The following is a 21622-nucleotide window of genomic DNA, read 5'->3' as shown; positions in this document are numbered from 1 at the left end:
CGGGGTCCTTCGTTAGCCGCGCCTCCCCGGGCGCCGCCCGCGCGGCGGCCTCCGGGGAGGCGCTTCTTCTTCCGCCAGTCGAGAGGAGATGACATGGACGTCATCGAGATCATCCGAGCCAAGCGCGACGGGGGAGAGCTGAGCCCCGGCCAGATCGACTGGGTGATCGACGCCTACACCCGCGGCGAGGTGGCCGAGGAGCAGATGTCGGCGCTGGCCATGGCGATCTTCCTGCGCGGGATGGACCGGGCCGAGGTGAGCCGCTGGACCGAGGCGATGCTGGCCTCGGGGGAGCGCCTGGACTTCTCCGACCTGGCGCGGCCCACCACCGACAAGCACTCCACGGGCGGGGTGGGCGACAAGATCACCCTGCCGCTCACACCCACCGTCGCGGCCTGCGGGGCGGCCGTGCCGCAGCTGTCGGGGCGCGGGCTCGGGCACACCGGCGGGACCCTGGACAAGCTGGAGTCGATCCCCGGGTGGCGGGCCTCGCTGTCCACCGGCGAGATGCGGGAGGTGCTGGACTCCACGGGCGGGGTGATCTGCGCGGCCGGGTCCGGGCTGGCCCCGGCCGACCGCAAGCTCTACGCCCTGCGCGACGTGACCGGCACGGTCGAGTCGATCCCGCTGATCGCCGCGTCCATCATGAGCAAGAAGCTCGCCGAGGGCACCGGCGCGCTGGTCCTGGACGTCAAGGTGGGTTCGGGGGCGTTCATGAAGGACGCCGACTCCGCGCGCGAGCTGGCCCGCACGATGGTCGACATCGGAAACGACCACGGCGTGCGCACGGTCGCGCTGCTCACCGACATGTCGGTCCCGCTGGGCAGGCAGGTGGGCAACGCCCTGGAGGTGGCCGAGTCCGTGGAGGTGCTGTCGGGCGGCGGGCCCGCGGACGTGGTGGAGCTGACCGTGGCCCTGGCCCGGGAGATGCTGGCCGCGGCCGGGCTCGTCCCCGGTGAGGGCGGGGTCAAGGACCCGGCCGAGGCGCTGCGGGACGGCAGCGCGCTGGAGTCGTGGAAGCGGCTGGTCCGGGCACAGGGCGGGGACCCGGACGCGCCGCTGCCGGTGGCCGCCGAGCGCCGGGTGGTGCTCGCTCCGGCCTCGGGGACGGTGACCCGGCTGGACGCCTACCAGGTGGGGCTGGCCGCGTGGCGGCTGGGCGCGGGCCGGGCGCGCAAGGAGGACGCGGTGTCGTTCGGGGCGGGGGTGACCCTGCACGCCAAGCCGGGGGAGTCCGTGCAGGCCGGGGAGCCGCTGTTCACGCTGCACGCGGACGAGGCGGAGCGGTTCGAGCGGGCGGCCGAGGCGCTGGAGGGCGCCTTCGACATCGAGCCGGAGGGCGGGGCGGGCTACGAGGCCCGGCCGCTGGTGATCGACCGGATCGCCTGACCCCGGAGCCTGCCGCTCCACGATCGCGGGGCGGCGACCGGACCTCCGGTCGCCGCCCCGCGGCTGGACGGGGCTCCCCCTGCCCCGCGCGGATCAGTTCGGCATCGGCATGGGCTGGGGCGCGCTGCCCGCGGGCATCATGACGTAGGCCACGACCGCCAGCAGCACCAGCAGCAGGCTCACGATCAGCACGGAGGCGGCCAGCCACCGCGCCCAGGGCCGGGTCCGGAAACCCGCCAGGGCCAGCGCGAGCCCCGCCAGGATCGCCGTCAGCGCGGCCAGGCCGCCGCCGATGAGCAGTTGCACGGAGAACTGCGACACCTGGTCCACGGGCACCGGCTGGTCGCCGATGAGCACCACCGTGGTGAAGAGCTGGACCAGTTGGCTCGACAGCACCGTCACGGCGAGCAGGAACAGCGCGGTCAGGGCGAAGGTCTCCGCGCCCAGAGCACCGCTGGGCCGGTCGGTGCGCTCCGGGGCGGCCACCCCGGAGTCCGGTTCCAGCAGGGGCTCCTCCACCATGGCGGGCTCCTGCGCGGGCACCCCGGTCCCGGTGGCCGGGTCGGCCCCGGGCTCCGGCTCGCGGCCGGGGTCCCGTGCGGGCCCCCGGGTGGGATCGGTCGGGTCGTTGCCTTCCGCTGATGTACTCACGCGGTCAACCTACCCGCCGAAGTACCAAGGGAGTTTCTACGAAACCCCTGTTCAGGACCCGGACGGCAGGGTGACGAAGGTCAGCACCGAGACCACGACCAGCAGCGTGCCCACGATCACGGCCGCGGCGGCGCCCCAGCGGCTCCACGCCCGCGTGGCCGCGCCGCCCCGCAGCAGCGACAGGGCCCCGGCGAGCACGGTCAGCGCGCTCAGCCCGCCCGCGACCATCACCTCGGCCGCGAGCGCGCTCGCCTCCCCGGCGCTGGTGTCGGTGGGGACCCGGCCCACGAAGAAGAAGCCGAAGAGTTCGAAGAGCCGGGTGTTCAGCGCGGTGAGGACGAACAGCATCAGGGCGATGACGCTGAAGGTCTCGGCGGCGAACAGGCCGCTGGGGGAGCGGGCCGGCGCGCCCGCGATGAAGGCGCCGCTGGCGTCGGCCTCCTGACGCGCCCCCGGGGTCCCGGCCTCCCCGCGCGTTCCGGCGCTCCCGGCGGCACCGGTGCTCCCGGGCTCCGGGGTCTCCGCCGCCTCCGTCGTCTCCGCCGCCTCCGCCGTCCCCTCGGAGGAGGCGGCGTCGTCGGCGGGGTTGGTGTCTTCTCGCGAGGTGTTCACGGCGCCAAACTACCGCGCGCCTCCCCCCGCTCCGAGGGGGAGTAACGCACGCTCCGTGGCCGGTTCCGGCCATACCGCGCCCACCTCACCGTGTCCGCTCGGACCCGTCCGTCCCGTACGGAAAAACAAGCACGTGTGCTTGTTTTTCCGTGTGATCGGTGTCACCCTCGTGTCCATGACCGCTGCTGCCACCCCGGCGCCCCCGCTGCTGGTCGCGAACGCCTCCGGTTTCTACGGGGACCGCTTCGCCGCCGTCCACGAGATGCTCACCGAGGGGCGCGTGGACGTCCTCACCGGCGACTACCTGGCCGAGCTCACCATGGCCATCCTCGGCCGCGACCAGCTCGGCGACCCCGGCCGCGGCTACGCCCGGACCTTCCTGAGCCAGATGCGCGAGACCCTGGCGCTGGTCATGGAACGCGGCACCAGGGTGGTCACCAACGCGGGCGGCCTCAACCCGCGCGGCCTCGCCGACCGGCTCACCGAACTCGCCGACGGGCTCGGCCTCGAACCCCGCATCGCCTGCGTCACCGGCGACGACCTCATCGACCGCGCCGAGGAACTCGACCTGGGCACCCCCCTGACCGCCAACGCCTACCTGGGCGCCTTCGGCATCGCCGCCTGCCTGGAGGCGGGCGCCGACATCGTCGTCACCGGCCGCGTCACCGACGCCTCCCTGGCCGTGGGCCCGGCCGCCGCCCACTTCGGCTGGACCCCCGGGGACCTGGACGCCCTGGCCGGGGCCACCGTCGCCGGGCACGTCATCGAGTGCGGGACCCAGGCCACCGGCGGCAACTACGCCCTGGCCGCCGAACTCCTGCGCGAGGGCCGCGACCTGGACCGGCCCGGCTTCCCCCTCGCCGAGATCCACGCCGACGGCAGCGCGGTCATCACCAAGCACCCCGGCACCGGCGGCGCCGTCACCACCGGGACCGTCACCGCCCAGCTCGTCTACGAGGTCGCCGGAGCCCGCTACCCCGGCCCCGACGTCACCGCCCGCCTGGACACCGTGCGCCTCACCAGGCAGGGGCCCGACCGCGTCCTGCTCAGCGGAACCCGCGGCGAGGAACCTCCCCCCGACCTCAAGGTCGGACTGACCAGCCTCACGGGCTTTCGCAACGAGGTCGAGTTCCTGGTCACCGGCCTGGACGCCGGGGCCAAGGCCGCACAGGCCGAACGCCAGATGCGCGCAGCCCTCGCCGACCGCGCGCCCGACGACCTGCGCTTCACCCTCGTGCCAGCCCAGGACCCCCACGGCGACACCCAGGACGCGGCCACCGCACGCCTGCGCGTGGTCGCCCGCGACCACGACCCCGCGGTCGTGGGCCGCTCCTTCGGGGCGGCCGCCGTGGAACTGGCCCTGGGCAGCTACGCCGGATTCCACCTCACCGCGCCGCCGCGCGAGGCCCGACCCGACGGGGTCGCCGCCACGCACGCGCTCGTGCCCGCCTCCGAGGTCGCCCACACCGCGATCCTGCCCGACGGCGCCAGGATGCCCGTCGCGCCCGCGCCCCGCACCCGGGCCCTGACCGGGGTCGCCGAGCCCCCGCTGCCCGAACCCCTGCCCCGAGGCCCCGCGCGCCCGGTCCCGCTCGGCCTGGTCCTGGGCGCGCGCAGCGGCGACAAGGGCGCCGACGCCAACCTGGGCGTGTGGGTGCGCGGAGAGACGGCGTGGCGGTGGCTGGCCACCACCCTGACCGCCGACCTGCTGCGCGAACTCCTGCCCGAGACCGCCGGACTGCGCGTCACCCGGCACCTGCTGCCCAACCTGCGGGCCGCCAACTTCTGGATCGAGGGCCTGCTCGCCCCCGGCACCGCGCGCCGCGAGGGCGTGGACCCCCAGGCCAAGGGGCTGGGCGAGTGGCTGCGCGCCCGCCGCGTCCCCGTCCCCGAGACCGTGTTGGCGGAGGTGGAGCAGCCGTGAGCGCGTCCAGGACCGGAAGCGTTCCCGTCCCCGAGGCACGGGAGGCGGGCCAGCCGTGAGCGTGCTCAGGAGCGGGCTCGACACCGCCTCACCCGCCTTCGCCGAGGCCCGCGAGGCGATGCTCGCCAAGCTCGCCGAGATCGACGCCGAGCACGCCGAGGCCCTGGCCGGGGGAGGGCAGCGCTACGTGGAGCGCCACCGCGCCCGGGGCGGCCTGCTGGCCCGCGAGAGGATCGAACTCCTCCTGGACGAGGGCAGCCCCTTCCTGGAGCTGTCGCCGCTCGCCGCCTGGGGCAGCGACTTCCACGTCGGCGCCAGCCTCGTCACCGGCGTGGGCTCGGTCTCCGGCGTGGAGTGCGTGCTGGTGGCCAACGACCCCACCGTGCGCGGCGGCTCCAGCAACCCGTGGACCCTGAAGAAGACCGCCCGGGCCGCCGAGATCGCCGAACGCAACCGGATGCCGCTGGTCAGCCTGGTGGAGTCCGGCGGCGCCGACCTGCCCACCCAGAAGGAGATCTTCATCCCGGGCGGTCGCGCCTTCCGCGACCTGACCCGCCTGTCCGCCGCCGGAATCCCCACCGTCGCGCTGGTCTTCGGCAACTCCACCGCCGGGGGCGCCTACATCCCCGGCATGAGCGACCACGTGGTCATGGTGCGCGAGCGCTCCAAGGTGTTCCTGGGCGGGCCGCCGCTGGTACGGGCGGCCACGGGTGAGGAGAGCGACGACGAGTCGCTGGGCGGGGCCCGCATGCACGCCGAGGTCTCCGGCCTGGCCGACCACCTGGCCGAGGACGAGCGCGACGCGATCCGTATCGGAAGGCGGATCGTGGCCCGCCTGGGACACACCAAGGCGGGGCCCGCCCCGCGCCCGTCGGCACCCGAACCCCTCTACCCGGCCGAGGAGCTGCTCGGGATCATGCCGCCCGACCTGCGCGTGCCCGTGGACCCGCGCGAGATCATCGCCCGCCTCGTGGACGGCTCGGTGTTCGACGAGTTCAAGCCCTCCTACGGCGGCGGCCTGGTCACCGGCTGGGCCGACCTGCACGGCTACCCCGTCGGCGTGCTCGCCAACGACCACGGCGTGCTCTTCAGCGCCGAGGCCCAGAAGGCCGCCCAGTTCATCCAGCTCGCCAACCGCGCGCACACGCCGCTGGTGTTCCTGCACAACACCACCGGCTACATGGTCGGCCGCGAGTACGAGCAGGGCGGCATCATCAAGCACGGCTCGATGATGATCAACGCCGTCTCCAACAGCACCGTCCCCCACTTCTCGGTGCTCGTGGGCGCCTCCTACGGCGCGGGCCACTACGGGATGTGCGGGCGGGCCTACGACCCGCGCTTCCTGTTCGCCTGGCCCAGCGCCCGCTCCGCCGTCATGGGCCCCCGCCAGCTCGCCGAGGTGCTGTCCATCGTCGCCCGCCAGTCCGCGGCGGGGAAGGGGCAGCCCTACGACGAGGACCAGGACGCCGCCCTGCGGGAGATGGTGGAGCGCCAGGTCGAGGCCGAGTCACTGCCCCTGTTCCTGTCCGGGCGGGTCTACGACGACGGCGTCATCGACCCCCGCGACACCCGCACCGTCCTGGGCCTGTGCCTGTCCTACGCCCACAACGCCCCCGTCCGGGGCACCGACCGCTTCGGCGTCTTCCGAATGTGAGGAGACCGTGAACCACACGCCCTCCGCCGTCCCCTCCGGTGGTTCCGCCGAGGCGGGCGCCACGGCCCCCGGCCGACCCGCCCCGCCGCGCCCCGTCACCCGCCTCCTGGTCGCCAACCGGGGCGAGATCGCCCGCCGGATCCTGCGCACCTGCCGCTCCCTGGGCGTGGCCACCGTCGCCGTGCACGCCCCCGGCGAGGAGGACGCCGCGCACGTGGCCGAGGCCGACACCGCCGTGCGCCTGCCCCTGCCCCAGGGACGCGGCCCCGTGGACGCCTACCTCGACCCCGACGCCGTGGTGGCCGCCGCCCGCGCCTCCGGCGCCGACGCCGTCCACCCCGGCTACGGCTTCCTGTCCGAGAACCCCGCCCTGGCCCGCGCCGTCACCGGCGCCGGGCTGACCTGGATCGGCCCCCCGGCCGAGGCCGTCGAGAGCATGGGCGCCAAGACCCGGGCCAAACGCATCGCCCGGGACGCCGGGGTGCCCGTCGCCGATGCCCTGGACCCCGAGCGGGTGCGCCCCGAACACCTGCCCGTGCTGGTCAAGGCCGTCTCCGGCGGCGGCGGACGCGGCATGCGCGTGGTCCGCGACCTGGCCGACCTGCCCGCCGAGGCCGCCGCCGCCCGCGCCGAGGCGGCCTCGGCCTTCGGCGACCCGGCGGTGTTCTGCGAGCCCTACGTCCCCCACGGCCGCCACGTCGAGGTGCAGGTCCTGGCCGACACCCACGGCACCGTGTGGGCCCTGGGCGAACGCGACTGCTCCCTCCAGCGCCGCCACCAGAAGGTCGTCGAGGAGACGCCCGCCCCCGGCCTGCCCGACGACCTGCGCGAACGCCTGCACGAGGCCGCTCGCCGCCTGGCCCGCGCCATCGGCTACACCGGCGCCGGAACGGCCGAGTTCCTCGTCCCCGTGGGGGAGGAGGGCTTCGGCGAACCGGTCTTCCTGGAGATGAACACCCGGCTCCAGGTCGAACACCCCGTCACCGAGTGCGTCACCGGGCTGGACCTGGTCGAGTGGCAGATCCGCGTCGCCGAGGGCGAGGCCCTGCCCGGGGGCGGCCCGCCCGCGCCGCGCGGCCACGCCGTCCAGGCCCGCCTGTACGCCGAGGACCCCCGCGACGGCTGGCGGCCCCGCACCGGCGTCCTGCACGCCTTCGACGTCCCCGCCGACACCCGCTTCGCCGCGCCGCCCGCCTTCGGGGTGCGCCTGGACAGCGGCGTCGAACCCGGCGACACCGTCGGCGCGGACTTCGACCCCCTGCTCGCCAAGGTCGTCGCCCACGGGCGCGACCGCCGCGACGCGCTGCGCCGCTTGGCCGCGGCCCTGGCCGCCGCGCGCGTGCACGGGGTGGGCACCAACCGCGACCTGCTCGTGCGGACGCTGCGCCACCCCGCCTTCGCCGGGGCCGAGACCCGCCCCGAGGGGCTGCACACCGGCTACCTGGACGGCGACCGCCTCAGCGCACTCGTCCAGCCCCTGGCCGACCCTGCCACCGAACGCCTCGCCGCGCTGGCCGCGTCCCTGTCCGCCGCCGAGGCCGCCCGCGCCGACGCCGCCACCCCCGCCGGGATCCCCGCCAACTGGCGCGGCCTGCCCTCCCAGCCCTTCGTCCGCCAGCACGACGTCGACGGCGACGAGACGAGGAGGACCACCACCGCCTACCGCACCCTGAGGGGGTCCTACCTGACCGAACAGGCCGGTGTCCGCGTGCTCTCGGCCGCACCCGACCGGGTGGTCCTGGAGGCGGACGGCCTGCGCCGCGCCTTCGACGTCCACCGCCCCGCCGCGGGCGGCGACGTCCACGTCGACTCCCCCCTGGGGTCGGTCACCCTCACCCCCGTCGACCCCCTGCCCGAACCCGAGGCCGCGGTCGACCCCGGCGCCCTGCCCGCGCCCATGCCCGGCACGGTCACCGCCGTGGAGGTCGCCGTGGGCGAGCGGGTCGAACCCGGGCAGACCCTGCTGCGCATGGAAGCCATGAAGACGGAGCACCGCGTCACCGCCCCCGCCGCCGGTGCCGTCCGGGAGATCCCGGTCGCGGCGGGGCAGAGGGTGCCCGCCGGGGCGCCCCTCGCCGTCCTCGACTACGAAGGGGCCACGCCGTGACCGGTGCCATGACCTTCAACGAACCCGCCGAGCGGGTCGACCTGCGCTCCGCCGTGTCCGCGTTCGCCGCGGGGTACGGGTCCGAGTACTACCGGGCCCGCGCCAAGGAGGGCGCCTACCTCACCGAACTGTGGCGCGAGGCGGGCGGGCTCGGCTACCTCGGCGTCAACATCCCCGAGGAGTACGGGGGCGGGGGCGGCGGCATCGGCGACCTGGCCGCCGTCCTGGAGGAGCTCAGCGCGGCCGGGTGCCCCACCCTGATGATGGTGGTCTCCCCGGCCATCTGCGGCACCGTCCTGACCCGCTTCGGCACCCCCGAACAGCGCGCGCGCTGGCTGCCCGGCCTGGCCACGGGCGAGACCATCATGGCCTTCGCCATCACCGAGCCCGACGCCGGGTCCAACTCCCACCGCATCACCACCACCGCCCGGAGCGACGGCGGCGGCTGGGTGCTCAACGGCCGCAAGACCTTCATCTCCGGCGTGGACGTGGCCGACGCCGTCATGGTCGTCGGACGCGTCCAGGACGAGGACACCGGGCGCCTGTCCGCCGCGCTGTTCGCGGTGCCCACCGACGCCCCGGGGTTCGAGGCCCGCCGGATCGAGATGGACCTGGTCAGCCCCGACCACCAGTACCAGCTGTTCCTGGACGACGTGCGCCTGCCCGCCGACGCACTGGTCGGCGACCCCGGGGCCGGGCTCCTCCAGCTCTTCGCCGGACTCAACCCCGAGCGCATCATGGCCGCGTCCCTGGCCTCGGGCAGCGCCCGCCACGCCCTGGACAAGGCGGTGGCCTACGCCAGGGAGCGCACGGTCTGGCGCGACACCCCCATCGGCGCCCACCAGGGGCTGGCCCACCCGCTGGCGCAGGTCAAGATCGAGCTGGAGCAGGCCCGCCTGATGACCCAGCACGCTGCGCTCCGCTACGATTCCGGCGACGACGCGGGGGCGGGGGAGGCGGCCAACATGGCCAAGTACGCCGCCGCGGAGGCGTGCGTGCGCGCGGTCGACCAGGCCGTGCAGACCCTGGGCGGCAACGGTCTGGCCAGCGAGTACGGGCTGGGGTCGGCGATCGCCGCCGCCCGCCTGGCGCGCATCGCGCCGGTGAGCCGGGAAATGGTGCTCAACTACGTGGCGCAGCAGTCCCTCGGCCTGCCCAGGTCGTACTGAGCGGTCGGCGCGCGGACACGGGCCGCCTCGGGGACGCGGGGACAGGGGGAAGCAGCGACGTGGACACAGGGGCCGACCGCGAGCCGCGCCAGGAACGCAGCCGGGCCACCCGAGCCCGACTGCTGGAGGCCGCCGTGGCCTGCCTGGCCGAGGAGGGCACGGCCGGCGCCACCGTGGGCGCGGTCGCGCGGCGGGCCGGGGTGTCGCGCGGGGCCGCCCAGCACCACTTCCCCACCCGCGAGGACCTCTTTCTGGCCGTGCTGCGGCACATGCTCGACAGCCGCGGCGCGGAGCTGCGGCGCGGCGCGGCCGCCGTCCCCGAGGGCGGCGGCCGCACCGAGGCGGTCGTGCAGATGGTCGTGGACGCCTTCACCGGAACGGACTTCCGCGCCGCCCTCCAGCTGTGGTCGGCCGCCGCCAGCGACCCGGTCCTGCGCGAGCGCATCATCCCCATGGAGGAGCGGATGGGCCGGGAGATCCACCGGGCCGCCGTGGAACTGCTGGGGGTGGACGAGTCGGTCCCCGGGGTCCGCGAGACCGTCCAGGCCACCCTCGACCTGGCACGCGGCCTGGGACTGGCCAACCTGCTCACCGACGACGGGCCCCGGCGCCGCCGGATCGTGCGCCAGTGGGCGCGCACCCTGGACGGGCAACTGCGGACCCCGGCACCGTGAACCGGCTACCTCGACGGCACGGAGCGTGCTTATCATCGAAGCGGCGCGGGGCCACGGGCCCGCGCCGAACGTCATCCCCGGACCGGACAAGGCGGTGTGAAGGTGAGCGCGGATGCGGGCAGGGACCTTCCGGACCTGGCCAGGCGGGCGTTGGACGCCTTCGCCGAGAGCGCCTCGCGCCGCAGGGACCGCGACGCCCTGATGGACAACGCCTTCGCCGCCCTCTTCGCCCTGTACCGGGCGACCACGCCCGCGCAGCGCAGATCCCCGGGCGGCCAGGAGTTCAGCGCCACCCTGGCCGAGCTGCTGGTGGGCGGCAGCAACCCCGACCGGCTCGGCCTGTACGTGGTCCGCACCCAGACCGCGGCCGAGAACGGCGAGCACGAGGCCTACCGCCCCGCCTGCTGGCGGCGGTCCATGCTGGAGCTGCTCGGCGAGGAGTTCGTGCCCTGGGAGGCCTTCCTGCGCCCGGGCGACCTGGAGGCCCTGCCGCGCATCGACGAGGCCCTCACCGCGGTGGCGGGCCGGGCGCGGCCGGTCAACGAGGAGGAGGTCCCCTCCTGGGTGCCCGAGTCGCACTGGTGGTGGTGGGAGCCCGCCCGCCAGCGCGGCGAGGAGGCCCCCGAACGCCATGACAGCGGCACCCTGGACGCCGTCGGGGACTGAGCGTGCCGGGCACGCGCCGCCGCGGTCCCTCACGCACCGGCTGACGCGGTCCTGGCGGCGACGAGGTCCCGGTACCAGGCGAAGGAGTCCTTGGGGGTGCGCGCCTGGGTGGCGTGGTCCACGTGTACCAGCCCGAAGCGCTGGTGGTAGCCCTCGGCCCACTCGAAGTTGTCGGTGAGCGTCCACACGAAGTACCCGCGCACGTCCGCGCCCCGCTCCCGCGCGGCCTCCACGGCGGCCACGTGCCCCTCCAGGTAGGCGATCCGCTCGGGGTCGGCGATCCGCCCTCCGGGGGAGACCCGGTCCTCGTAGGAACAGCCGTTCTCGGTGACGTACAGCGGCGGCAGCGCCTCACCGTGGCGCTCGCGCAGCAGGTCGATCATCCGGCCCAGCCCCTCGGGCACCACCGGCCACCCGAACGCGGTCACCGGCGCCCCGGCGACCTCACCGAACCCGAACGGCAGTCCCGACCCCTCGTCGGGCGCGGTGGCCACGGTGGGGTTGTAGTAGTTGACCCCGAGGCCGTCCGCGCTGCCCGCGACCGCCTTCAGGTCGCCCTCGCGCACGCCGGGGACCTCCGCGACGCCGAAGGCCGACAGGTCCGGGTAGGCGCCGGTCAGCACGGGGTCGGTGAACAGCCGGTTGTGCAGGGTGTCGTAGGCGTGCGCGGCGGCGGCGTCGGCCTCGGAGCCGGTGGCGGGGCTGACGGGGGAGTAGTTGTTGGTGAGCAGTGCCTCCAGGCCGCGCGAGCGCAGCTCCCCGGCGGCCAGCCCGTGCGCGAGCAGCATGTGGTGGGCCACCCGCATCACCTCGGGCACCGCCAGGGTCCGCCCCGGGGCGTGGACGCCGAGCGCGTGCCCGTAGGTGGTGTGCACCAGGGGCTCGTTCAGGGTGATCCACCGGTCCACCCGGTCGCCGAGGCGGTCGGAGGCCGCCGCCGCGTACTCGGCGAACGCGTACGCCGTGTCGCGTTCGCTCCAACCGCCCGCATCCTCCAGCGCCTGGGGCAGGTCCCAGTGGAACAGCGTCGGCACCGGGGTGATCCCCCGGGCCAGCAGCGCGTCCACCAGGCGGTCGTAGAAGTCCAGGCCGGCCCCGTTCACCGCGCCGCGCCCGGTCGGTACGACCCGGGGCCAGGCGAGCGAGAACCGGTAGGCGTTCACCCCGAGCCGGTCGAGCAGTTCCACGTCCTCGGCCCACCGGTGGTAGTGGTCGCAGGCCGGGGCGGGGCTGTGCCCGTCGCGGACCGCGCCCGGGCGCTCGGCGAAGACGTCCCACACCGACGGGCCGCGCCCGTCCGCGTCGAGGGCGCCCTCGATCTGGAAGGCGGAGGAGGCCACTCCCCACAGGAACGGTGACGACATGGACGGTACCTGCCTTTCGCTGGGTCTGACGGGGTGAACGGGGGTCGAGGAGCGGACAGGAGGGGACGCGTGGAACCGGCGGGGACTCATGCCACACCCCGGATCCGCCACACCAGCACCCCGCCCAGCAGGCTGAGCAGCCCGCACACGGTGTACAGGACCGGGTAGCCGCCCAGGTGGACCACGATCGGACCGGCCAGGGCCGGGGCGATGACCTGCGGTCCGGCGCTGGCGATGTTGACGATCCCCAGGTCCTTGGCCCGCCCGCCGGCGCTCGGCAGGACCTCGGTGACCAGGGCGTTGTCCACGGACAGGTAGACGCCGAAGCCGACCCCCAGCACCACCGCGCACACCAGACTCATCGGCCACGTCGGAAACGCGGCGATCAGGAAGGCGGGCACCGCCGAGACCACCCCGGACAGGCACACCATCCCCCTGCGGCGGCCGATGCGGTCCGAGACCAGACCGGCCAGCACGGTCGTGGCCACGACCGCCGCCGTGTACACGGCGATCAGCACCAGCAGCCCGTCCGCGGCCGAGGAGCCGGGGAACAGCTCCTCGTAGCGCACCGCGTCGGTGAGGAAGTAGAGCAGGTAGAGGGTGAACATGGCGTTGCCCGTCTGCATGAGGAAACGGGTCAGCCACGCCCAGCCGAAGTCGGGGTGGCGGCGCGGGGACACCCACAGCCCGCGCGCGAACCCGCTCCAGGAGGGGCGCGCCTCGCGGGGCAGCGGCGGGTCGGGGGCCAGCAGCGCGAACGGCAGGACGCACAGGACGGTCAGCGCGCCGAGGAGGGCGTAGCCGGGGGCGATCCCTGTGACCACCACGGTCACCAGGAGTACCGCCACCACCACGCCCGCCGACTGCGGTACGCCGATCCACCCCGAGACCACGCCGCGCTGGCGGACCGGCACGTGGTCGGGCACGGCCGCGAGCAGGGTCGCGTTCAGGCAGGACAGCGCGGCCTGGACGAAGGACCACCCCACCAGGACGCCGAGGACGCCGTCCTGTCGGCCGAGCACCACCAGTCCCAGACCGCCCAGGAGCGCACCGGCCAGGATCCAGGGGCGTCGGCGCCCGAACCGGCCGGTGGTCCGGTCGGACAGGGCCCCGGCCAGCGGGGTGCCCAGGGTGGAGCAGGCCGCGCCCGCCCCGGTCACCCAGGCCAGGGCGGTCTCCTTGGCGTCGGGGGCGAGCAGGCCGACCTGTTCGGGCAGCAGGACCTGGAGCGGGCCGAAGAAGGCCATCCACATGCCGAGGTTGGCCAGGCTGATCCCGGCCACCCACAGGCGGCGCACGGGTCTGGTGGGTTCGGCGAGAGCGGCGGGCGTTCGCGGGGAGGGGGAGGGCTGCGCGGGGGGTGGGCGCACGTGTGACCTACCTAACATGAATGCGTCTCATGTTAGGAGGCCCGCCTCGCCGAGGAAAGACCCGCGGCGGGGTCGGTTCGCGGCGCACCGGCGCGGTCCCGAGGCCCCTCGTGCGCGGCGGTGGGTTCGGCGTCCCCAGTTGTGTAGTCAAGTTTGACCAGTGGACTCGGGGAGGACTACCCTCGCAAAGTAATCAAACTTGACTAATGGGAGGTGCGCGTGGCCGCAGCGGACACCGCGCGGGCGGACGGCGGCAAGGAGGGGGACACGGGGCAGGAGCGGCCGGAGGCGGCCGTTCGGGCCAACGAGACGACCGTTCCGCTGCTGCCGTGCGTCTCGGCCGAGGAGACCCTGGAGTTCTACCGGGCGCTCGGCTTCGAGGTCACCTACGAGCAGACCAGGCCCTACCTCTACCTGGCCTTCCGCTGGAGCGGGTTCGAACTGCACTACGGCCGCGCCTCGAAGGGCCTGGACCCGGGGCTGGAGAACAGCGGCGGCTGCATGGTCGTGGTCGACGCGGTCGCGCCCTACCACGCCGCCCTCACGCAGGCCATGCGCCGGGCCTACGGCAGGGTCCTGGCCAAGGGTCTGCCCCGCATCACGCGCCACCGGCCGGGCGCCAGCCGCTTCACGCTCATGGACCCCTCGGGCAACTCGCTCATCTTCATCCAGCGCGGCGAACCCGAGAGGCTGGAGTACGGCGGCTCCGGGGAACTCGACGGGCTCGCCCGCGTCCTGGACGGCGCGCGGATCCTGCGCGACTTCAAGACCGACGACCTCGCCGCCTTCCGGCGGATCCGCTCCGGACTGAAACGGCACGGGGACCGGGCGCCCGCGGTGGAGCGGGCGCTGGCACTGGCCATGCTCATCGAACTCGCGGTCGCCCTCGGCGAGGAGGAGGGCGTCCAGGAGTGGCGGGAGCGGCTGGGCGCGATCACCCTCACCGGCGGTGAGCTGAGCAGGGTCGAGGGGGAGTTGCGCAACGCCTCCGCGCTGCGGAGCTGGCTCGGCGCGCGGCCCCCGGAGGCGGACGGGAACTGAGGGGTCGCCTCAACCGGAGGGGGACGCCTCCGGCTCCTCGCCGGTGAGGACGCCCTCGTAGGGGTCGCCCCCCTCACCGGCGAAGGAGTAGGCGCCGCCCTCGATCCGCCGGATCAGCGAGCGCGTCCACGCCGCGTCCGACTCCGCGGAGTGCACCCACATGTCCATGATCTCGCCGATGTGGCCCGCCTGTCCGGGCCCCTCCTCCGGGGCGTAGTGGGCGACCACGCCCCCGCGCCACTCCTCCAGGCCCTCGACCCGCCGCCTCAGCAGGTCGACCGCCTCCCGCCGGGGCAGATCGACGACGAAGCCCAGACCGGCCGAGAGCACGTCCGTGTGCGCGTCGTGCGAGGACACCGCCCGGCGCAGCAGGGCGAAGTACTCCCGGGTGCCCTCCCCGGTGGTCTCGTACTCGGTCCGGGGCGGACCCCCGGCGGTGGACGGCGCGGTCTCGTGGGCGTGCAGCAGCCCCTGCCGGGCCATCTGCTTGAGCGCGTGGTAGATCGACCCCGGCTTGGCGTTGGACCACTCGTGCGCGCCCCAGGACTCCAGGTCGTTGCGCACCTGGTAGCCGTGCGCCCGCCCGCGCAGGCGGACCGCCCCCAGGACCAGCAGCCGGATGGCCGACATCCACACCCCTCATCCCACCAGCGCGTCCGCACCCTTCTGAGGCCCGCGCCCTTCGACTCCGACCAGCCTATCCACGCGCCCGCGCCCGCGCCGGCCCGCGCCCCCTGCCGCCTCCCCCGTGCCCTGACGGGCGCCGGCACGGGGGAGGGGCGTCGGCGCGACGGAGGGTTCTCAGCCGCGCCCGGGGACCGGGTCGCCCTGGCGGGCGTGCTCGCCGCCCAGCGCGATCGGCGCGGCCAGCCACTCGTCGCGCAGGCCGAACGCGTTCACCAGCTGCACGGCGTAGGGGCGCAGGCCCCGGCACAGGTCGTTGACCGCCTGGGTGACCGCCTTGGCCCGCGAGGTGGAGAGCCGCTCGTGCTCCAGGAACCACGCGCGGTCCTCCTCGACCACCGACATCACGTACAGGTCGCACAGCCGGTTGAGCAGCTTGGCGGTCGCGGTGTCCCCGCAGCGGTCGATCCCCGCCACGAACGCCTCCAGCACCACCCGGTCCATGTGCGCGCGGCCCGCGGCGAGCACGTGGTCCTGGGCGCGGTTGAACACGTCGAAGGCGTCCTCGCCGTTCCTGCCGGACCTGCGCAGCCGCGCGGCCAGGCCCTCGATGACGTGCTTCTCGCGGTCCTCCAGCAGCTCCAGCTGCCAACCCCGGTTGTACAGGCTGGCCTCCTCGCCGCGCCCCGGGGCGGCCGCGACGAGCCGCTCGATCAGCGGGATCGCGGCGGTGCGCTCGATGACCGTCTCGAAGACCTTGCCCGCCATGAACCGGGCCAGCCCCAGCTGGTCCAGGTCGCCGAACGAGTCCTTGAAGTTGGTCAGCAGGCCCTTGGTGAGCTGCTGGAGCAGGACCGTGTTGTCGCCCTCGAACGTGGTGAAGATGTCGGAGTCGGCCTTGAGCTGAGGGATCCGGTTCTCGGACAGGTACCCGGCGCCGCCGCACGCCTCCCGGCAGGTCTGGATGGTCTGGCTGGCGTGCCAGGTGGCCACCGCCTTGAGCCCGGCCGCCCGCGACTCCAGTTCGCGCTGGGCGTGCTCGTCGCGCTCGGGGGAGCGGGACAGCTCGTGCAGCCGGGTGACCAGCTCCTCCTGCGCGAAGTGCAGCGCGTAGGTGCGGGCCAGGGCGGGCAGCAGCTTGCGCTGGTGCGCCAGGTAGTCCAGGACGCGCACCTCCCGCTCGGGCCGCCCCTCGCCGTCGGGCCGGGTGAACTGGCGGCGGGTGTCGCCGTAGCGCACCGCGATGGTCAGCGCGGCCTTGGCCGCGCTCCCCGCGCCGCCCGCCACGCTGATCCGGCCCCGGACCAGGGTTCCGAGCATGGTGAAGAAGCGTCGGCCCTTGCTCTCGATGGGGCTGGAGTAGGTGCCGTCGGCGGCCACGTCCCCGTACCGGTTGAGCAGGTTGGTGCGCGGCACCCGCACGTGGTCGAACTCCAGCCGTCCGTTGTCCACGCCGTTGAGTCCGGCCTTGGGGCCGCAGTCGCCGATGCGCACGCCCGGCATCGGCCTGCCCCGCCCGTCCCGGATCGGGACCACCAGGGCGTGCACGCCGTGCTCCTCGCCACCGGTGCTCAGCTGGGCGAACACCACCGCCAGGCGGCCGTCGCGGGCCGCGTTGCCGATGTAGTCCTTGCGCGCCGCCTCGTCGGGGGTGTGGACCACGAACTCCTCGGTGTCGGGGTCGTAGACGGCCGTGGTGCGCAGGCCCTGCACGTCCGAGCCGTGGCCGGTCTCGGTCATCGCGAAGCAGCCGGGCAGCTCCATCGACATCGCGCCGGGCAGGTACTCGGCGTGGTGGGCCTCGGTGCCCAGGGCGCTGATCGCCCCGCCGAACAGCCCCCACTGCACGCCCATCTTCACCATGAGCGACAGGTCGTTGACCAGCATCTCGAAACCGACCACGGACGCGCCGACGTCGTCGCGGCCGCCCACCGAGGCGGGGAAGCCGTAGGCGGGCAGGTCGGTCTTGGCCAGGGCCTTGATCTGGGTGAGCGTGCGGGCGCGGTGCTCCTCCACCGACAGCCCGTACACGGGGGCGTACAGGTCTCCCCGCAGGGCGTCGCGCATGTGTTCGCGCACGTGGGCCCAGCGGCCGTCGAGCAGGCCGCGCAGCTCGGCCTCGTCCACTCTCAGCGCCTGTTCGTTCATGTGCTCCCCCTGTGGTCCTGGCTGACGCGGCCCGGCCCGTGTCCGCCGCCGGAAGGGGCGGGTCGCGCACGGAACCGTACCCGCGGGTACACGCCCCACGTTAGGGGCGGGTGGGGAGTCAGACGGCCAGGGAGGCGGTCGCGGGGTCCCGGTCGGCGGTCGCGTCGGCGTCCACCCGGCGCAGGAGTTCGTCCAGGGACAGGCCGAGCGCGGCGGCGATCGCCGCGACCGTGAAGAACGTGGGGGTGGGGATGCGCCCGCCCTCGATCTTGCGCAGGGTCTCGACCGAGATCTGGGCCTCGCGCGCGACGTCGACCATCGTGCGCTCCGCGCGGGCCCGGCGGAGCAGGGCGCCCAGGAGACGCCCGCGCTCGATCTGGTCTGCGGTCAGCGGTTCACGCACCATGCGACGAGTCTAACGCCACGGCGCCGGATCGGTATATCAATACCGGTGGTGCTGCTCCGTCGGACGGCGGGCGGTACCGAGGGGCGGGCGGAAGGCCACCGGGAGTCCGGAGCCGAGCGCCGGGAGGCCCTCCCGTAACCGCCGGTCGTACCCGCCGTGCACGGAACCGTCGCGCGGACGAGGGTCCGGGCGCCGTCGGCGCGGGGACGAAGCGGGTTCCGGCCCCGTCCCCGCACCCGGGGAACCTAGACCAGTCCCGGGACGGACAGCTCCAGACGGCCCCCGTCCGCGTCGAGCAGGGCGGGCACCCCCAGCGGAACCGTGAGCTGGGCCGCGCAGTGCCCGAACTCCAGCCCCCACAGCACCGGCACCCCCAGCGGCTCCAGCCGGTCGCGCATCAGCTCGGCGACCACCTCCGGCCCCGGCGGGCAGTCCGTCCACGAACCCAGGGCCACCCCGGCCAGCCCGGCCGCCCACCCCGTGCGCAGCAGGTGCGTGAGCATCCGGTCGATCCGGGCCACGTCCTCACCGACGTCCTCCAGCAGCAGGATGCCCCCGGAGGCCGACAGGCGGCTGTGCGGCGTGGCCAGACCGTCGTTGAGCAGGCTCAGGTTCCCGCCGAAGGTCACCCCCTCGGCCCGCCCCGGCACCAGCGCGTGCGCGCCCGGCGAGGTCAGCACGGTCCGCCGCTCGGGCTCGAACAGGGTGGCCCGCAGCTCCTCCTGGGCCACCGGATCCCCCACGAAGTACCCCGTGCCGACCACGGGCCCGTGCACCGTGGCCACGCCCAGCTCCACCGCGAACGCCTCGTGCAGCGCCGTGATGTCGCTGAACCCGACCAGCGCCTTGGGCTCGGCCCGGCGCATCGCGTCGAAGTCCAGCAGGTCCACCGTCCGGTGCGCCCCGTCGCCGCCGCGCACGCACAGCACCGCGTCCACGTCCGGGTCGCACCAGGCCTCCTGGAGGTCGGCGGCCCGCGTGGCGTCCGCGCCGGCCAGGTAGGGCAGCCGCGGGTGGCGTTCGCGCACGTGCGGGGCCAGCTCCACCTCCAGCCCCCAGCCGCGCAGCGTTCCCACCGCGGCCTCCAGCCGCTCCGCGGGAACCGGGCTGCACGGGGCGACCAGACGCACCCGGTCGCCCTCCCGCAGGCGCGGCGGACGGACCAGCGCGCGCACACCCCGCGCGTCCGCGACCCGCACCACCGCGTCCGCCATCTCGGTCATCGCCTCTCCCACCCCGGCCCTCTCCCTCGCTCTCGCGCCACCGGACGCGACGCCTCTCCCCACCACTGCTGCTCGGACACTCCCGCGGCCGGGCCCTTCGAGGCCACGTCTTGCGGAGCCCGGCCCTCCCCGGTCCCAGCCTCCCAGCCGACCAGGGGTCTCACCGTTCAGGCGCGCAGGAACGTGTCCAGCGCGCGCACCCCGAAGCGCAGCCCCTCCAGCGGCACCCGCTCGTCCACGCCGTGCAGCAGACCCGAGTAGTCCAGGCCCTCGGGCTGGGCCAGGGGCGAGAATCCGTAGCAGTCGATGCCCAGCCGGGAGAACACCTTGGCGTCGGTGCCCCCGGACAGGCACACCGGCACCACGTGGGCCCCGGGGTCGTGCAGCAGCAGGGCCTCGCGCAGCTCCGCGAACGCGGGGGAGTCCACGGGCGCGGACACCGGCGGCGAACCGTGCGCGTACTCCCAGGTCACCCGGTCGCCGGTGAGCTCCTCCATGACCGCGGCGAACTGCTCCTCCGCGCCGGGCAGCACCCGGCCGTCCACACCCGCCGTGGCCTCCCCCGGCACCACGTTCACCTTGTACCCGGCCGAGAACATCGTGGGCGTCGCGCTGTTGCGCGTGGTCGGGCCGATCAGCGGCGCGGCCGTCCCCAGGCTGGCGACCAGGGCGTCCACCGCCTCCGCGGTCGCCGTGTCACCGGGGAAGCGCTCCACCTCCAGGGCCGCGGCGATCGCGTCGATCGCCGCACGCGTGACGGGGGTCAGGTGCAGCGGCCACTCGTAGCCGTCGATCCGGGCCAGGGCCGCGGCCAGGGCGCCGATCGCGTTGTCGCGCGGCGGTCGGGAACCGTGCCCGGCCGTGCCCTGGGCGCGCAGGTTCAGCCAGGCGCTGCCGCGCTCGGCCGCGCCCACCGGGTACAGGCGCACCGGCTCCCCGGAGGCGGTGCGGGCGTGGATGGTCTCCCCGCCGCCCTCGCCGATCGCGGTGGTGCAGCCCTCGAACAGCTCGGCGTGCTCGCGGACCAGGTAGTCGGCGCCGTAGGCGGCGCTGTCCTCCTCGTCGGCGACGAAGGCCAGCACGATGTCGCGCCGGGGCCGCAGCCCGTGGCGCGCCCAGTGGCGCACCACGGCGGTGACCGTGGCGATGGTGTTCTTCATGTCCACCGCGCCGCGCCCCCACAGCGCGGGCACACCGGTGACGGGGCAGTCGGCGACCTCACCGGCGAAGGGGGGCAGCGTCCAGTCGGCCGCGTCGGCGGGCACCACGTCCAGGTGGCCGTGCACCAGCAGCGCCGGGGCCGAGGGGTCGGTGCCGGGGACGCGCACGACCACGTTCGCGCGCCGGGGGGCCGACTCCAGCAGCAGGGGGTCCAGTCCGGCGTCGCCCAGGGCCTCGGCGACGTACTCGGCGGCCTCGCGCTCGTCGCCCTGACCGCCGCCGTGGTTGGTGGAGTCGCGGCGGAGGAGCCCTCGGGCCAGGTGGACGGCGTCCTCCCCGGCCGCCGCGAGGCCGTCGGCCCCCTCCGGGAAGCCGTCGGTTCTCTCTGGGAAGGAAGTGGCGATGTGGCCCACGAGCGCGCCTCGCTCTCGCTGAGGTGTCAGTAACGGGGGAGGACCTTAGTGACCAGTGGTGACGAAGTGGTGCTCCCCGGCACAGTTCTACCAGCCCCGCCCGCCGTGCCCCGGCATTCGCGGGCGGCGGACCCCCGCGGCCCCGGACCCGGCCTCAGCCGTAGCGCTCCTCCATGGCGTTGGAGATGAGCGTGGTGACCGCCTTGAAGCAGCGGATCATCTCGTAGGCGTCCGGGGAGACGTACCGGACGCGCCGCACCCCCGTGCGCGTGACGCCCGGGACGATGGCGGCGGCCTGGGCCAGCTGCGCGGAGTCCACCTCCACCTCCACGGCCCGGGGCTCGGGCCCGACGGGGTCCAGGCGCCCGGCCAGGGTCATGGCGGCGCGCGCCCCGGCCCGGATGTCCCGCGCGGTCGCGGCCGGGGGACGGCAGCGGGCGGCGTACCGGCTGACGTGCTCCTTGACCGCGACCGTCCGCGCGAACGGGGCGTAGGTCGCGGCGTCCTCGCAGGCGCGGTCGTCCCCCGTGACCAGGATGACCGGGGTGCCGTACTCGGCGACCACCGCGGCGTTGAGACGGCCCTCGCTGGCGGGTTCTCCGTCCAGCCACACACCGGTCACCGCGTTGGGCAGGTAGGTGTGCGCCAGCACGCCCTCGTCACCGGCGCCGCAGTGGTAGCCGAGGAACACCACGCCGTCGCAGTCGCCGGACTGCACGCCCTCGACCATGGACAGCTCCTTGTGCCGCCCGGTGATCATCGCGGCGTCGGTGTTGAGCTCCTCCAGCAGGAGGTTGCGCATGGTCGCGTGCGCCTCGTTGACCAGCACCTCGGTGGCGCCGCCCTCCAGCAGGCCCTCGACGGCGGCGTTGACGTCGCTGGTGAACATGGCGCGGCAGCGCTGCCACTGCTCGGTGCCGGGCTCGACGTCGGCGGGCCAGGTGACGCCCGTGGCGCCCTCCATGTCGGCGGAGATGAGGATCTTCACCCGCACGACCCTACGCCCCGGTCCCCTTCCGCGGCCAC

18 protein-coding genes are annotated in these 21622 nt (G+C 74.8%); 8 read left to right on the top strand and 10 right to left on the bottom strand.

Annotation, left to right across the window (positions count from 1 at the left end; translation table 11 throughout):
* The first annotated feature begins 93 nt into the window (after positions 1-93).
* Positions 94-1389: a thymidine phosphorylase gene (locus tag UIS43_RS09780; RefSeq protein WP_013154247.1), complete on the top strand. Its 1296-nt coding sequence runs from the start codon at positions 94-96 to the stop codon at positions 1387-1389.
* Between the two features lie 93 nt (positions 1390-1482).
* Here the strand turns inward: UIS43_RS09780 and UIS43_RS09775 are convergent, their stop codons facing one another.
* Positions 1483-2040, bottom strand: a complete 558-nt coding sequence (locus tag UIS43_RS09775) for a hypothetical protein (protein WP_232238498.1) — start codon at positions 2038-2040, stop codon at positions 1483-1485.
* A 51-nt stretch (positions 2041-2091) separates the two neighbouring features.
* Positions 2092-2652, bottom strand: coding sequence for a hypothetical protein (locus tag UIS43_RS09770; RefSeq protein WP_370012997.1), 561 nt, complete (start codon positions 2650-2652; stop codon positions 2092-2094).
* 151 nt (positions 2653-2803) lie between these two features.
* Here UIS43_RS09770 and UIS43_RS09765 point away from each other — a divergent pair, with 151 nt between their 5' ends.
* From UIS43_RS09765 to UIS43_RS09740, 6 genes are all read left to right on the top strand, one after another.
* Positions 2804-4576 (top strand): acyclic terpene utilization AtuA family protein, encoded by a 1773-nt coding sequence (locus UIS43_RS09765; RefSeq protein WP_041552810.1) that lies wholly within the window; start codon positions 2804-2806, stop codon positions 4574-4576.
* A 55-nt stretch (positions 4577-4631) separates the two neighbouring features.
* A complete protein-coding gene (locus UIS43_RS09760; RefSeq protein WP_370012996.1) occupies positions 4632-6230 on the top strand; it encodes an acyl-CoA carboxylase subunit beta in 1599 nt (532 codons plus the stop codon).
* A gap of 7 nt (positions 6231-6237) precedes the next feature.
* Positions 6238-8337 carry a biotin carboxylase N-terminal domain-containing protein gene (locus UIS43_RS09755; protein WP_370012995.1) on the top strand — a complete coding sequence of 700 codons (2100 nt, stop codon included), beginning with the start codon at positions 6238-6240 and terminating at the stop codon, positions 8335-8337.
* A complete protein-coding gene (locus UIS43_RS09750; protein ID WP_041552809.1) occupies positions 8334-9506 on the top strand; it encodes an acyl-CoA dehydrogenase family protein in 1173 nt (390 codons plus the stop codon). Before UIS43_RS09755 ends, UIS43_RS09750 begins: the two co-directional genes overlap by 4 nt.
* Positions 9507-9565: 59 nt before the next feature.
* Entirely contained in the window at positions 9566-10180 is a 615-nt protein-coding gene (locus UIS43_RS09745; RefSeq protein ID WP_013154240.1) for a TetR/AcrR family transcriptional regulator, read from the top strand.
* 96 nt (positions 10181-10276) lie between these two features.
* Entirely contained in the window at positions 10277-10846 is a 570-nt protein-coding gene (locus UIS43_RS09740) for a hypothetical protein (RefSeq protein ID WP_041552808.1), read from the top strand.
* Positions 10847-10875: 29 nt separating this feature from the next.
* Here UIS43_RS09740 and UIS43_RS09735 read toward each other — a convergent pair whose 3' ends face one another.
* Positions 10876-12210: a GH1 family beta-glucosidase gene (locus tag UIS43_RS09735; protein ID WP_370012993.1), complete on the bottom strand. Its 1335-nt coding sequence runs from the start codon at positions 12208-12210 to the stop codon at positions 10876-10878.
* Positions 12211-12296: 86 nt separating this feature from the next.
* Positions 12297-13580, bottom strand: coding sequence for an MFS transporter (locus tag UIS43_RS09730; RefSeq protein ID WP_370012991.1), 1284 nt, complete (start codon positions 13578-13580; stop codon positions 12297-12299).
* A gap of 219 nt (positions 13581-13799) precedes the next feature.
* Here UIS43_RS09730 and UIS43_RS09725 point away from each other — a divergent pair, with 219 nt between their 5' ends.
* Positions 13800-14621, top strand: coding sequence for a glyoxalase (locus tag UIS43_RS09725; protein ID WP_370012989.1), 822 nt, complete (start codon positions 13800-13802; stop codon positions 14619-14621).
* A gap of 9 nt (positions 14622-14630) precedes the next feature.
* Here UIS43_RS09725 and UIS43_RS09720 read toward each other — a convergent pair whose 3' ends face one another.
* From UIS43_RS09720 to UIS43_RS09695, 6 genes are all read right to left on the bottom strand, one after another.
* Positions 14631-15251: a PadR family transcriptional regulator gene (locus UIS43_RS09720; protein WP_013154235.1), complete on the bottom strand. Its 621-nt coding sequence runs from the start codon at positions 15249-15251 to the stop codon at positions 14631-14633.
* Between the two features lie 171 nt (positions 15252-15422).
* Entirely contained in the window at positions 15423-17393 is a 1971-nt protein-coding gene (locus UIS43_RS09715) for an acyl-CoA dehydrogenase (protein WP_174547154.1), read from the bottom strand.
* 118 nt (positions 17394-17511) lie between these two features.
* Complete coding sequence (locus UIS43_RS09710) at positions 17512-17799, bottom strand: helix-turn-helix domain-containing protein (RefSeq protein WP_071622481.1); 288 nt, start codon at positions 17797-17799, stop codon at positions 17512-17514.
* A 245-nt stretch (positions 17800-18044) separates the two neighbouring features.
* Positions 18045-19022 carry an LD-carboxypeptidase gene (locus UIS43_RS09705; protein ID WP_071622480.1) on the bottom strand — a complete coding sequence of 326 codons (978 nt, stop codon included), beginning with the start codon at positions 19020-19022 and terminating at the stop codon, positions 18045-18047.
* 167 nt (positions 19023-19189) lie between these two features.
* Entirely contained in the window at positions 19190-20596 is a 1407-nt protein-coding gene (locus UIS43_RS09700) for a M20/M25/M40 family metallo-hydrolase (RefSeq protein ID WP_071622479.1), read from the bottom strand.
* Between the two features lie 154 nt (positions 20597-20750).
* Positions 20751-21584: a M55 family metallopeptidase gene (locus UIS43_RS09695; protein WP_071623246.1), complete on the bottom strand. Its 834-nt coding sequence runs from the start codon at positions 21582-21584 to the stop codon at positions 20751-20753.
* Positions 21585-21622 lie beyond the last annotated feature (38 nt).

It is taken from the genome of Nocardiopsis sp. LDBS0036 (genome assembly GCF_041228755.1).
In the GTDB taxonomy this organism is placed as follows: domain Bacteria; phylum Actinomycetota; class Actinomycetes; order Streptosporangiales; family Streptosporangiaceae; genus Nocardiopsis; species Nocardiopsis dassonvillei.
Note: the sequence above shows the minus strand (reverse complement) of the source record. Positions and strands in the feature narration are given on the sequence as shown.

What these genes read in the sequence shown, in the direction of transcription:
- UIS43_RS09780 (WP_013154247.1), top strand. Translation starts at nt 94, where the DNA reads ATGGACGTCATCGAGATCATCCGAGCCAAGCGCGACGGGGGAGAGCTG.
- UIS43_RS09735 (WP_370012993.1), bottom strand. Translation starts at nt 12,210, where the DNA reads ATGTCGTCACCGTTCCTGTGGGGAGTGGCCTCCTCCGCCTTCCAGATC.
- UIS43_RS09720 (WP_013154235.1), bottom strand. Translation starts at nt 15,251, where the DNA reads ATGTCGGCCATCCGGCTGCTGGTCCTGGGGGCGGTCCGCCTGCGCGGG.
- UIS43_RS09715 (WP_174547154.1), bottom strand. Translation starts at nt 17,393, where the DNA reads ATGAACGAACAGGCGCTGAGAGTGGACGAGGCCGAGCTGCGCGGCCTG.
- UIS43_RS09710 (WP_071622481.1), bottom strand. Translation starts at nt 17,799, where the DNA reads ATGGTGCGTGAACCGCTGACCGCAGACCAGATCGAGCGCGGGCGTCTC.
- UIS43_RS09705 (WP_071622480.1), bottom strand. Translation starts at nt 19,022, where the DNA reads ATGACCGAGATGGCGGACGCGGTGGTGCGGGTCGCGGACGCGCGGGGT.